The sequence below is a fragment of the Mycobacterium sp. MMS18-G62 genome, from assembly GCF_053877835.1.
The window spans coordinates 1,623,654-1,636,423 of record NZ_CM132662.1 but is presented as its reverse complement, the minus strand read 5'-3'; the positions used below and the strand labels follow the sequence as shown (position 1 = coordinate 1,636,423).

At 65.5% G+C, this 12,770-nt stretch carries 10 protein-coding genes; 8 read left to right on the top strand and 2 right to left on the bottom strand.

What is annotated here, in order from left to right; translation table 11 throughout:
• The first annotated feature begins 17 nt into the window (after positions 1-17).
• A complete protein-coding gene (locus tag ACWW36_RS08140; protein WP_456141049.1) occupies positions 18-833 on the top strand; it encodes an HAD family hydrolase in 816 nt (271 codons plus the stop codon).
• 6 nt (positions 834-839) lie between these two features.
• Here ACWW36_RS08140 and ACWW36_RS08135 read toward each other — a convergent pair whose 3' ends face one another.
• Both ACWW36_RS08135 and ACWW36_RS08130 read right to left on the bottom strand, forming a co-directional pair.
• Entirely contained in the window at positions 840-2,459 is a 1,620-nt protein-coding gene (locus tag ACWW36_RS08135; RefSeq protein ID WP_456141048.1) for an N-acetylmuramoyl-L-alanine amidase, read from the bottom strand.
• Between the two features lie 126 nt (positions 2,460-2,585).
• The gene (locus tag ACWW36_RS08130) at positions 2,586-3,536 is read right to left on the bottom strand and encodes a hypothetical protein (RefSeq protein ID WP_456141047.1); all 951 of its coding nucleotides are present in this window, start codon (positions 3,534-3,536) and stop codon (positions 2,586-2,588) included.
• A 223-nt stretch (positions 3,537-3,759) separates the two neighbouring features.
• Here ACWW36_RS08130 and glf point away from each other — a divergent pair, with 223 nt between their 5' ends.
• The 7 genes from glf (at position 3,760) to ACWW36_RS08095 (ending at position 12,732) form a co-directional block, all read left to right on the top strand.
• Positions 3,760-4,953 (top strand): UDP-galactopyranose mutase, encoded by a 1,194-nt coding sequence (glf, locus tag ACWW36_RS08125; protein ID WP_456141046.1) that lies wholly within the window; start codon positions 3,760-3,762, stop codon positions 4,951-4,953.
• Positions 4,950-6,893, top strand: coding sequence for a glycosyltransferase (locus tag ACWW36_RS08120; RefSeq protein WP_456141045.1), 1,944 nt, complete (start codon positions 4,950-4,952; stop codon positions 6,891-6,893). Before glf ends, ACWW36_RS08120 begins: the two co-directional genes overlap by 4 nt.
• Positions 6,886-7,437 carry a phosphatase PAP2 family protein gene (locus tag ACWW36_RS08115; protein ID WP_456141044.1) on the top strand — a complete coding sequence of 184 codons (552 nt, stop codon included), beginning with the start codon at positions 6,886-6,888 and terminating at the stop codon, positions 7,435-7,437. Before ACWW36_RS08120 ends, ACWW36_RS08115 begins: the two co-directional genes overlap by 8 nt.
• Before the next feature lie 38 nt (positions 7,438-7,475).
• Positions 7,476-8,390 carry a decaprenyl-phosphate phosphoribosyltransferase gene (locus ACWW36_RS08110; protein WP_456141043.1) on the top strand — a complete coding sequence of 305 codons (915 nt, stop codon included), beginning with the start codon at positions 7,476-7,478 and terminating at the stop codon, positions 8,388-8,390.
• The gene (zomB, locus tag ACWW36_RS08105) at positions 8,368-10,446 is read left to right on the top strand and encodes a flagellar motor control protein ZomB (RefSeq protein WP_456141042.1); all 2,079 of its coding nucleotides are present in this window, start codon (positions 8,368-8,370) and stop codon (positions 10,444-10,446) included. The genes ACWW36_RS08110 and zomB overlap by 23 nt, the downstream gene beginning before the upstream one ends.
• Before the next feature lie 130 nt (positions 10,447-10,576).
• Positions 10,577-11,566: an alpha/beta hydrolase gene (locus ACWW36_RS08100; RefSeq protein ID WP_456141041.1), complete on the top strand. Its 990-nt coding sequence runs from the start codon at positions 10,577-10,579 to the stop codon at positions 11,564-11,566.
• 119 nt (positions 11,567-11,685) lie between these two features.
• Positions 11,686-12,732 (top strand): esterase family protein, encoded by a 1,047-nt coding sequence (locus ACWW36_RS08095; RefSeq protein ID WP_456141040.1) that lies wholly within the window; start codon positions 11,686-11,688, stop codon positions 12,730-12,732.
• Positions 12,733-12,770: the final 38 nt, after the last annotated feature.

The window sequence follows — 12,770 nt, the reverse complement described above, 5'->3', positions numbered from 1 at the left end:
GAAGGCGGATTGCCGCGATGACATTGCCCGCTCTGATCGCCTCCGATGTGGACGGCACGCTGCTTGACGACGACGAGAAGGTCACCGCTCGCACGCGCGCGGCCGTCAACGCCGCCGTCGATGCGGGCGCACAGTTCGTGTTGGCCACCGGCCGTCCGCCACGCTGGGTGCAACCGGTTGTCGACGCGCTCGGATTCGCGCCGATGGCCGTGTGCGCCAACGGCGCCGTGATCTACGACCCGTCCGCCGACCGCATCCTGTCTGCGCGCACACTGTGCGCCGACGCATTGCGCGAGCTCGCCGAGATCTCAACCCGCGTGATCCCCGGCGCGGGCCTGGCGGTCGAGCGGGTCGGCAACAGTGCCCACGACGCAGCGACGCCCCAGTTCGTCAGCTCGCCGGGCTACGAGCACGCCTGGCTCAACCCGGACAACACCGAGGTGTCCCTCGAAGACCTGCTGGCCGCACCCGCCATCAAGCTACTGATCCGCAAGGCGGGTGCGCGCAGTTCGGACATGGCCGCAGAGTTGGCCAAACACATTGGGCTCCAAGGAGATATCACCTACTCGACGAACAACGGCCTAGTCGAGGTCGTGCCGTTGGGTGTCAGCAAGGCCACCGGCGTGGAGGAGCTGGCCCACCCGCTGGGAATCACGGCCGCGGACGTCGTGGCCTTCGGCGATATGCCCAACGACGTACCGATGCTGCTGTGGGCCGGGTTGGGGGTGGCGATGGGCAATGCGCATCCGGACGCGGTGGCCGCCGCCAATGAGGTCACGGCGCCCAACACCGACGACGGCCTCGCGCGTGTTCTCGAGCGCTGGTGGCTCTGACGCGGGCTAAGCCGGGCTGATCGGGTGGGTGAAGCGCTCGAGCTGGATCGGCTCCGCTTCCTCCGCCGACTTGGGCAATTCGACTGGGACACCGTCGATCACGCGGGTGACACTGCCCTTCTCACGGTCGAAGTTCAGCGTGCCGTGCTGGAAGTTTTGCACGATCCACTGCGGCTCCTGGATTTCGGCACTCGTCGGCAGGCCCAGCGCTCCGCGCTCGAAACCCAGTGAGCCCCATGCCTTGTAGATCGCGCCGGTGACGGGCTCTGCGCCGCTTTCCGGCGACCAGTAAACCGCGCCCTTCTCGAACGTGGCGTACCGGGTCGCACCCTCGCCGGCAGCCTCCGGTGACGTGGGCGCTCCCAACAAGCTGTTCATCCCGCCAAGCGATTCCCACCGCGCGAGGATGGCTCCGCCGCGCAACCTGTCCACCAGGTCCGCGGGTCCCGGCGGGTCGTTGAATCGAGCCGCAATGTCGCGCAATTGATCCATGGCCGCATAGGCAGCGTTGCCCGGGCAGTCGGTGTTGCCGACGTCGCGGTGGGTGAAGATCGTCGGCAGCGTCGGCGTGGCACCGAACGGGAACTTGGTGAACGACCCGCCCGCAGAAGGCATCACGACCGTGCCGCGCGGGTCGAGGTGGTCGATGCCGAGCCGCCAGCCGATCAGCCGGCCCGTCGTACCCAACTGGATCGGCGTCGGCGGCACCGCGTCGAAGTTGCCCATCATCGCGACACCCCAGGTGTTGCGGTTGAAGCCGCCGGTGTGCGAACCCTCGACGGGTTTGTCCATGCCGCCCGCGCGGCCTTCGAAGACCTGGCCGTACTTGTCGACGAGCGCGTTGTACGCGATGTCACACCAGCCGAGAGTGCGGGTGTGGTACTCGTAGATCGACCGGACGATGCCCGCGGAGTCCTGCGGCGCGTAATCGTTACTGCCCGCGGTGTGGTGGACCACTGCGGCCCGAATTCCGTTGTCATACACCGTGTTTCCACATCGCATCGCCTCGTCCGCGCCCCACTGTGCACGGCCGATGACGGCGGGTGGCTGGCCGGCGACGGTGACCGCACTCGGCAGCGGCAACGTGTCCACCGGTGCCTGCGGTGGGCTGATCAGCACGGCGTTGATGTTCTGTCCGAATGGCTGCTCAACGTTGGCGGGCACATAGCCAAGCCCCGGCGGGCCCGACGGAGTTGGCGCCTGCGGCCCGGTCGTGGGCGCACCCGCGGGGCGTGTGATGGCGATCTGCACGGTGGTCGTGCGTCCGACGAACACCGGCTCGGTGCCGCGCGCTGCCGGCGAGTCAGGGCCGACGCCGTCGAAGGCCTCGGCTTCGTACCATGGGCCCCATGAACCGTCGGACTTCTTGGCCCGGACGCGGGCTGTGGTGCCGCTGAGATCCTCGGCCGTCAGCGCGACCATGGAGAACGGGGTGTCCTGGTGGACCTCGCGGATCGTCTCACCGCCGCCGAGCCCGGTCAGTGGCTGCTGCGAGAGTTGCGGCGTCTGGACCGTCTGCGGCTTGTCGCCCTCGCCCGGCAGCCCATTGATGGCCCACGGGAGGATTACCGCCGTCGCCGCAATAGCGGTGAACAGGATCGGCGGTGCGGGGCGACGACACTGCACGGCCCGATGTTACGTATGTGTCAGTTGTTACTGCTGTTCCGACACGGTAGTTGGGCCGACTAAAAGTCCTGCAACGGCACCGCAGAGCGGGGGAGGCTTCTGCGGTGCCGTCTTGGGCAGGACTCGTTACGGAATGACCGGCGCCGGGCCTGCGTGCGGCATCGCCGCTGCAGGCACCTGAGCGGCGGCCTGGGTGATCGGTGCGGCGGCCGCCGCGACGTCCGGGGCACCCGCGGGCTTGATGGCCGACATGATCGCCGGCATGACCATGCCCTTGAGCAGGTCGATCGCCTGACCCGCGCCCAGCTGATTGGCCATGCTGCTCAGGTCGCCGATCAGCCCGCTGCTGCCGGTTGAGGCCGGCGCCGCGGCGGCCAGTGACGGGTCGCCGAGGATCGGATACGTACCGGCTGCTGGGTCCAGGCCGATCGGCGCCGAAATCGGCACTTCGCTCGGCGCGGGCAGGCCCGCGGTCGCGAGTGGACTGGTCAGCGCCGGATTAGCGCCTGCTGCCGGCGTGGTCAATCCCGGAGTGGTCAGCCCTGGCGGGGTGAGCCCTGGCGTGGTGAGCCCAGGAGCGGCACCGGTCGGACTGGTCAGCGCGGGGTTCGTCAACGCCGGATTGGTCAGCGCGGGATCGCTCAGCGCAGGCCCCGTCGCCGTGGCGGGCGACAGGCTGGCGCTCGGCGCAGTGAGACCTGGAGTGGTGAGCCCCGGCGCGGTCAGGCCAGGCGTGGTCAGCCCGGGTGTCGTCAGTCCCGGTGCGGTAAGGCCCGGTGTCGTCATGCCGGGAGTCGTCATCGTCGCGGGGGACGACGCGCCCGAGCCGGTGAGCAGGCCGGTGGGCAGCGGCGGGAGGTTGATCCCGAACTGCGACAGCCCCTGCGACAGCGCCGACATCAGCTCGTTAGGCAGATCGGTCACCATCGCGGCCTGGACGAACTCGCGATGCTGCGGCGCCGGGTCGGCGCTCGGGGACGATTCGGATATGGCGACTACTGCAACTGGACTTGCGACTGCCAGGGCGGCGACTGCGCTCATGGCTGTCGAGAGCCTGCGTCGACGTCGGTTCGGCACGGAAGTCTCCTCAATATATGGACTACGTGTGATAGGTGCTCGTGAACAGTTCCGTCAGCGGCTACGGGACCCGGTGGTGTGGAGCCCAACAGTGCCAACGTGATCGACGGTACTGGTGTGACTGCTGGTACCAAAGTGGCGATACGGAATTGTGAGCCGATCGCAACCTTCGTCGATCGCTGGATTCGGGCGGGACGAGAGCGGTCGGATACCCTTGCTGCCGATGACAGCTCGTTTTGACCTCTTTGTCGTCGGTTCCGGATTTTTCGGTCTGACAATTGCCGAGCGCGTGGCGACGCAGCTGAACAAGCGTGTTCTGGTTGTCGACCGACGCCCGCACATCGGTGGCAACGCCTACTCCGAAGCCGAGCCGCAGACCGGCATCGAGGTGCACAAGTACGGCGCACACCTGTTCCACACCAGCAACCAGCGGGTGTGGGACTACGTGCGCCAGTTCACCGAGTTCACCGGCTACCAGCACCGCGTCTACGCGATGCACAACGGCCAGGCCTACCAGTTCCCGATGGGCCTTGGCCTGGTGTCGCAGTTCTTCGGCAAGTACTTCACGCCCGATCAAGCCCGCCAGCTGATCAAGGAGCAGGCCGCCGAGATCAAGACCGAGGACGCGCAGAACCTCGAGGAAAAGGCCATCTCGCTGATCGGCCGTCCCCTTTACGAGGCGTTCGTCAAGGGCTACACCGCCAAGCAGTGGCAGACCGACCCCAGGGAGCTGCCAGCGGCCAACATCACCCGGCTGCCGGTGCGCTACACCTTCGACAACCGCTACTTCAACGACACCTACGAGGGCCTGCCGGCCGACGGCTACACCGCGTGGCTGGAAAACATGGCCGCCGACGATCGCATCCAGGTCCGCCTGGGCACCGACTGGTTCGACGTCCGCGAGGCGCTGCGCGCCGAAAACCCCGATGCGCCCGTCGTGTACACCGGACCGCTTGACCGCTACTTCGACTACGCCGAGGGTCGACTCGGTTGGCGCACACTGGATTTCGAAGTCGAGGTGCTCGACACCGGGGACTTTCAAGGCACACCCGTCATGAACTACAACGATCTCGACGTGCCCTACACGCGTATCCACGAGTTCCGGCATTTCCATCCCGAGCGGGCATACCCGACCGACAAGACCGTGATCATGCGCGAGTTTTCCCGATTCGCCGACAACGACGACGAGCCCTACTACCCGATCAACACCGAATCCGACCGGGCGCTGCTCGCCGCCTATCGCGCTCGGGCCAAGGCCGAAACCGCCTCGGACAAAGTGCTGTTCGGAGGCCGGCTCGGCACATACCAGTATCTGGACATGCACATGGCGATCGCCAGCGCACTCAATATGTACGACAACGTTCTTGCGCCGCATCTTCGCGACGGTGCTCCACTCGATGAAAGCAGCAGAGCATGAGTGACATCCCATCCGGCGCCCTAGAGGCCGGGGAACCCAGGGCCGTCAGTCTGCTGGCCCGCATCATTCTCCCGCGGCCGGGCGAGCCGCTCGATGTGCGCAAGCTCTATATAGAGGAATCGGATACCAACGCCCGTCGCGCGCATGCGCCGACGCGGACCACGCTAGAGATCGGCGCAGAGTCCGAAGTGTCGTTCGCGACCTACTTCAACGCGTTTCCCGCCAGCTATTGGCGGCGCTGGTCGACGCTCGAATCGGTGGTTCTTCGCGTCGAATTGACCGGCACGGCCCGCGTCGACGTGTACCGGTCCAAGGCCACCGGCGCCCGGATCACCGTCGGCGGCACCCCCGTCTCCAGCGGCGACGACAGCGGCGAGCCTGCGGTGGTCGAGTTCGAGATCGGTCTGGACCCCTTCGAGGACGGCGGGTGGATCTGGTTCGACATCACCACCAATACCAAGGTCACCGTGCACAGCGCTGGTTGGTACGCGCCGGTGCCCGCGCCGGGACGAGCCAACGTAGCGGTCGGCATCCCGACCTTCAACCGGCCGGCCGATTGCGTCAACGCGTTGGCCGCGCTGACATCGGATCCGTTGGTAGATCAGGTGATTGGCGCAGTCATCGTGTCCGATCAGGGGACCAACAAGGCCGTCGACCACCCGGGCTTCGCCGCGGCCGCCGGCCCGTTGAGCAACCGTCTGACGATCCACAATCAGCCCAACCTCGGCGGATCCGGCGGCTACAGCCGGGTGATGTACGAAGCGCTGAAGAACACCGACTGTGAGCAGATCCTGTTCATGGACGATGACATTCGCATCGAACCGGACTCGATCCTGCGCGCGCTGGCGATGAACCGATTCGCGAAAAAGCCGACCCTGGTCGGCGGCCAGATGCTCAACCTGCAGGAGCCGTCGCACCTGCATGTGATGGGCGAGATGGTCGATGCGGAGAACTTCATGTGGACCAACGCGGTCAACACCGAATATGACCACAACTTCGCCAAGTACAAGCTCAATGACGAAGAGGAGTACCGCAGCAGGCTCCTGCACCGCCGAATCGACGTCGACTACAACGGCTGGTGGATGTGCATGATCCCGCGGCAGGTCGCCGAGGAACTCGGCCAGCCGCTGCCGCTGTTCATCAAGTGGGACGACGCCGATTACGGGTTACGCGCGGGTGAGCACGGCTATCCCACCGTCACGCTGCCGGGCGCGGCGATCTGGCACATGGCGTGGAGCGACAAGGACGATGCGATCGACTGGCAGGCGTATTTCCACCTGCGCAACCGCTTGGTGGTCGCCGCCCTGCATTGGGACGGCAACGTCACCGGCCTGATCGCCAGCCACTTCAAGGCCACATGCAAACACCTTCTCTGCCTTGAATATTCGACCGTCGCGATCCAGAACAAAGCGATGGACGACTTCCTGGCTGGCCCTGAACACATCTTCTCGATTCTGGAATCCGCGTTGCCCGATGTGCGCAAGATGCGTCAGGAGTATCCCGACGCGGTGGTGCTGCCGAGTGCGACCGCGCTACCGACGCCGTCGGAAAAGCGGTGGCGCAAGAAGGTGCGGATCCCCACCAGCCCGCTGGCGATCTCGTACCGGCTGACCCGCGGTGTCCTCCATCAGCTCAAGGCACACGACCCCGCGCACCATGTGCGCCCGCAGATCAACGTCGCGACTCAGGACGCCCGATGGTTCTCACTGTCCCGGGTCGACGGGGTCACCGTCACCACCGCCGACGGCCGCGGAGTCGTATACCGGCAGCGCGACCGCGCGAAAATGTTTGCCCTGCTTCGTGAATCGCTGAAGCGCCAGGTACTCCTCGCCCGCAAGTTCAACAAGATGCGCAAGGTCTACCGCGAAGCGCTTCCGGTGATGTCCAGTAAGCAGAAGTGGGAGACCGTGCTTCTGGAATCGTCGTCCGCACATGGCTGAGGTGTTCCGCGGCGATGACGCCGCGGGGACCCCGCGCGGCGAGGAAGCCGCGCTGGTGGCAGTGCAGTCGGCGCTGGCCGATCGACCGGGCGTGCTGGCAGGCGCGCGTGCACTGTCGCATTTCGGCGAGCACAGCATCGGCTGGGTAGGCATTGCCGTACTCGGCGCGCTGCTGCAGCCTCGCCGCCGCCGCGCGTGGCTGGCCGCCGGCGCCGGCGCATTTATCGCCCACGCCACTGCCGTGCTGATCAAGCGGGTGGTGCGCCGGGAGCGGCCACATCATCCGGCGGTCGCCGTGAACGTCGGCACACCCAGCCAGCTGAGCTTTCCGTCCGCGCACGCCACCTCGACCACCGCCGCATCGATCTTGATGGCCCGCACCACCGGGTTGCCGTTGCCTCTGGTGCTGGTGCCGCCGATGGCGTTGTCGCGCTTGGTGCTTGGTGTGCATTACCCCAGCGACGTGCTTACCGGCGTCGCGGTGGGGGCGGTTGTCGCGAAGACGGTCGGAGCAGTCGCTGACCGGGTTGGAGGAGATGGATGAGCATCTCGAGTGATAGCAGTGCAGAGAGCGCGGCGCAGATGAGTGAAGAATCGGCACCGGTCAAGGGTCCGCCCCGCAACGTCGTGACGGGGCTCATCAAGGCGGCTCGACCTCGCCAGTGGGTGAAGAACGGGCTGGTGCTGTTGGCACCGGTGGCCGCCCTGGGCGGCAACGTCCACTACGACTACCGCCAAATCGCGATCAAGGTGCTGATCGCATTCGTCGCTTTCAGCCTGGCCGCCTCATCGATCTATCTCGTCAACGACGCGCGCGACGTGGAGGCCGACCGCCAGCATCCGACGAAGCGGTTCCGCCCGATAGCGGCCGGTGTGGTGCCTGAGTGGCTGGCCTACTGCACGGCGGCGGTGCTCGGCGTTGCGGCGCTGGCGATTTCGTGGCTGGCGACGCCCAATCTGACGGTGGTCACCGCGATCTACATCGCCATGCAGCTGGCATACTGCTTCGGCCTCAAGCACCAGGCGGTGCTGGACATCTGCATCGTCTCCTCGGCGTACCTCATCCGCGCCATCGCCGGCGGTGCAGCGACGAATATCCCACTGTCGCAATGGTTCCTGCTGGTCATGACCTTCGGGTCGCTCTTCATGGTGGCTGGAAAGCGCTATGCAGAACTGCAACTCGCGGAGCGCACCGGTGCCAAGATTCGCAAGTCGCTCGAGAGCTACACGGCCAGCTACCTCCGCTTCGTGTGGACGCTGTCGGCCACCGCGATGGTTCTGTGCTACGGGCTGTGGGCATTCGAACGGGACGGCACCAACGCATCCTGGTATGCGGTCTCGATCATCCCGATCACGATCGCGATCCTTCGATACGCCGTCGACGTCGACGGCGGCCTTGCCGGCGAGCCAGAAGAGATCGCACTAAAGGACCGGGTGCTGCAGCTTCTGCTGCTGGCGTGGATCGGAACCATCGGTGCCGCCGTTTTCCTCAGCTGACCGGTTGAACGCGACGCTGGCCAGGCGGTTGGCTCGCTGGCCCGCGTTTCCCTATGACCTGACGGTCCGGCTCAGCCTGTGGGCCAGCGTGCTGACCGTCACGTTCCTGTTCGGTTGGGGTGCCTGGGAACGCCGGTGGATCGCCGACGACGGGCTTATCGTCTTGCGCACCGTCCGAAATCTGTTGGCGGGCAACGGCCCGGTGTTCAACGAGGGCGAGCGTGTCGAGGCGAACACGTCGACCATCTGGACGTATCTCGTCTACCTCGGCGGCTGGATCGGCGGGCCGGTGCGCCTCGAATATGTGGCGTTGGTGTTCGCGCTCGTACTCAGCGTGCTCGGCGTGGTGCTGCTCATGCTGGGAGCGGGCCGGCTGTACGCACCGAGTTTGCAGGGTCGCCGCGCACTGCTGCTGCCCGCCGGTGCACTGGTCTACATCGCGGTGCCCCCCGCCCGCGACTTCGCCACATCGGGTCTCGAAAACGGTTTGGTGCTGGCCTATTTGGGCTTGCTGTGGTGGATGATGGTGTGCTGGTCACAAGCCCTGCGCACCCAACCCGTGCCGCCGCTTCTGCCGCAACGGGGTGGTCCACCGACAATCCGCAGAGCCCCGGTGACTGCGTCGGCGCCTGTGCCGCCCTCGCAGAACGCGGTAAGTGGATTGTTCGACGGCGCATTGGCTTTCGTGGCCGGACTGAGCGTGCTGGTACGCCCGGAACTGGCGCTGATCGGTGGACTCGCTCTGGTCATGATGCTGGTTGCGGCGCGCGGTTGGGAACGGCGGTTGCTGATCGTCGCCGCCGGCGGCCTGGTACCCGTGGCCTACCAGATCTTCCGGATGGGCTACTACGGCTTGCTGTTTCCCGGCACGGCGCTCGCTAAGGATGCTTCGGGGCAGAAGTGGGCCCAGGGGTTCGTCTACCTGGCCAACTTCAATCGCCCCTATCTGCTGTGGGCGCCTGCCATCCTGCTCGCGGGGCTTGCGGCGATGGCGTTGCTCACTCACGGCCGGCCGTGGTGGATCCGCCGGGGCACTCCGCGGGGATACGGATGGGTTGCACGTCGGGTGCAAAGCCCTTCGGCCGTCGTACTTTTCATCATCTTCAGCGGACTGCTGCAGGCGATCTACTGGATCCGTCAAGGCGGCGACTTCATGCACGGCCGCGTGTTGTTGACCCCGCTGTTCTGCCTCGTGGCGCCTGTCGCGGTCATTCCTGTCGTGCTGCCCGACGCGACGCGCATGCCACGCGGCGCCGGATACCTATTCGCCGGCGCGACGGGTGTCCTGTGGCTGGCGGTCGCGGGTTGGGCGTTGTGGGCGGCGAATTCGCCGGGGATGGGCTCAGACGCGACTCGCGTCACGTATTCCGGCATCGTCGACGAGCGGCGGTTCTACTCGCAAGCCACCGGCAACGCACACCCGTTGACCGCCGCCGACTATCTCGACTACCCGAGAATGCGTGCGGTGCTCGTCGCGTTGAACAACACTCCAGACGGCGCACTGCTGTTGCCCTCTGGCAACTATGACCAATGGGATGTGGTGCCTGCGGTGCCGCCACCGCCGGACATGCCGCCCAACGTCCGCAAGGACTACAAGGGCCCGCACACAGTGTTTTTCACGAATCTCGGCATGCTCGGCATGAATGTCGGCCTCGACGTGCGGGTGATCGACCAGATCGGTTTGGCAAATCCCTTGGCGCAGCACACCGCTCGCCTCGAAGACGGCCGCATCGGCCACGACAAGAACCTGTTCCCCGACTGGGCGGTTGCCGAGGGGCCGTTCCTGAAGATCCCGCCGTTCATCCCGGCGTACCTCGATCGGGATTGGATCGCACAGGCGCAGGAGGCGCTGAAGTGTCCAGCGACTGACGCAATGCTGACGTCCGTTCGTGGCCCGATGGGACCGCGGCGGTTCCTGTCAAACCTGCTGCATTCGTACCAATTCACGAAGTATCGAATCAATCGCGTTCCGCTCTACGACCTCGTCCGCTGTGGATTGGATGTGCCCGCACCGACAGTCGCGCCTTACACTGGCATGCCGGCAACCGGGCCGTAACCGCCCGCGAGTTGTTAGCCACCTGCGGTTTGTCGAGAATTTGGTAACGCCGCAGCCACCTTGGCGCGATAGCCATTTCAAACCGCCGTGCATACGGCGACGGACCATGAACGGACGGTACGAGCAACAGATGCCCAGGCCATCGGTTGTCAATGCTGCGCAAATTTGGCTCCGCCGCAGTCTCGTCGCGGCCGTCGCCGCGTTGACGTTGTCTGCCATGACGGCCGTCATCGACGAGGCGCCGAACGCGCACGCGTTCTCCCGCGAGGGTCTTCCCGTCGAGTACCTCGACGTGTATTCCACCGCGATGGGCCGCAATATTCGCGTGCAGTTCCAGCCGGGAGGACCCAAGGCGGTGTATCTCCTCGACGGGATGCGCGCACAGGACGATTACAGCGGCTGGGACATCAACACGCCCGCGTTCGAGTGGTTCTACCAATCCGGAATCTCTGTGGTGATGCCCGTCGGTGGCCAGTCCAGCTTCTACACCGACTGGTACTCGCCGTCGAGCTTCAACAAGCAGCCCTACACCTACAAGTGGGAAACGTTCCTTACCAACGAACTTCCGCAGTGGCTGGCCGCCAACAAGCAGATCTCGACGACCGGCAATGGCGTCGTGGGTCTGTCGATGTCCGGTGGCGCCGCCCTGATCCTTTCGGCGTATCACCCTGCGCAGTTCAAGTACGCGGCGTCCTTGTCGGGCTTCTTGAACCCGTCGGCGCTGTTCATGCAGCAGGCGATCCGCGTCGCGATGCTCGACGCCGGCGGTTACAACGTCGACAACATGTGGGGCCCGCCGTGGGACCAGGCATGGAAGCGCAACGACCCGATCAAGCAGGTCGGCAAGATCGTGGCCAACGGCACGCGGCTGTGGATCTACTGTGCGCCCGGCGGCAACAGCCCCGTCAACGAGAATCCCGACCCGAACCAACAGTTCAACGCCGACAGCCTTGAGGGCATGGCCATCAAGAGCAACAAGGACTTCCAGGAGGCCTACGCCAAGGCCGGCGGCAGCAACGCGACCTTCGTGTTTCCGCCTGCGGGTAACCACGCGTGGCCGTACTGGGGGCAGCAGTTGTCGTCACTGAAACCAGACCTGATCGCGACCCTCAACGGCTGAGGAGCGACCAGGGACGATACACGCTGAATGGAGGGATCACACGAAGGTGTGGTTGACTGCACGGGCACGGCGCCTTTGTGTCTGCCGTGCGGCATACGACAGATGGGATAGGTAGAAGCATGACTTTCGTTGGGAAGATGCGCGGCGCCTGGGCGCGCCGGCTCACGGTGGCGGCAGTGGTGGCCGCCGTGCTGCCCGCCCTGATAGGTGTCGTCGGAGGCTCGGCGACTGCAGGGGCTTTTTCTCGTCCGGGACTTCCGGTCGAGTACCTCATGGTGCCGTCAGCGGGCATGGGCAAAGACATCAAGGTCCAGTTCCAAAATGGCGGCGCGAACGCACCAGGCGTCTATCTGCTCGACGGCCTGCGCGCCCAGGACGACTTCAACGGCTGGGACATCAACACCGCGGCCTTCGAGTGGTACCTCGACTCCGGCCTGGCTGTGATCATGCCCGTCGGCGGCCAGTCCAGCTTCTACAGCGACTGGTACAAGCCGGCCTGCGGCAAGTCGGGTTGCTCCACTTACAAGTGGGAGACGTTCATCTCCCAGGAGCTGCCTGCTTACCTCGCCGCCAACAAGGGCGTCGACCCGAACCGCAACGCGGCAGTCGGCCTTTCGATGGCCGGTTCGGCCGCATTGATCATGGCGATCTACCACCCGAACCAGTTCCAGTACGCGGCCTCGCTGTCGGGCTTCCTGAACCTGTCCGAGGGATGGTGGCCGATGCTGGTCAACATCTCGATGGGTGACGCCGGCGGCTACAAGGCTGACGACATGTGGGGCAAGACCGAAGACGCGAACAGCGCGTGGAAGCGCAACGACCCGATGGTCAACATCGGCCAGCTGGTCGCCAACGGCACCCGTATCTGGATCTACTGCGGTGACGGCAAGCCTTCCGAGCTGGATGCCGGCATGAGCTCGGGCAACCTGTTCAACGCGAAGTTCCTCGAGGGCTTCACACTGCGGACGAACAAGACGTTCCAGGAGCAGTACATCGCCGCGGGCGGTAAGAACGGCGTGTTCAACTTCCCGCAGAACGGCACGCACCAGTGGAACTACTGGGGTAGCCAGCTGCAGCAGATGAAGCCCGACATCCAGCGGGTGCTCGGTGCTTCACCGCAACCGTCCACCCCCCTGGCCGCTCCGGCCAGCGCCAACGGCGGCTAAGCGGCATTCGATTTGAGTTGGCGGCGGCGATCCTCTCG

Bases quoted from the DNA above. Each gene is read 5' to 3' on its own strand.
- ACWW36_RS08140 (WP_456141049.1), top strand. From the start codon at position 18: ATGACATTGCCCGCTCTGATCGCCTCCGATGTGGACGGCACGCTGCTT.
- ACWW36_RS08095 (WP_456141040.1), top strand. From the start codon at position 11,686: ATGACTTTCGTTGGGAAGATGCGCGGCGCCTGGGCGCGCCGGCTCACG.
- glf (WP_456141046.1), top strand. From the start codon at position 3,760: ATGACAGCTCGTTTTGACCTCTTTGTCGTCGGTTCCGGATTTTTCGGT.
- ACWW36_RS08115 (WP_456141044.1), top strand. From the start codon at position 6,886: ATGGCTGAGGTGTTCCGCGGCGATGACGCCGCGGGGACCCCGCGCGGC.
- ACWW36_RS08100 (WP_456141041.1), top strand. From the start codon at position 10,577: ATGCCCAGGCCATCGGTTGTCAATGCTGCGCAAATTTGGCTCCGCCGC.
- ACWW36_RS08110 (WP_456141043.1), top strand. From the start codon at position 7,476: ATGAGTGAAGAATCGGCACCGGTCAAGGGTCCGCCCCGCAACGTCGTG.
- ACWW36_RS08120 (WP_456141045.1), top strand. From the start codon at position 4,950: ATGAGTGACATCCCATCCGGCGCCCTAGAGGCCGGGGAACCCAGGGCC.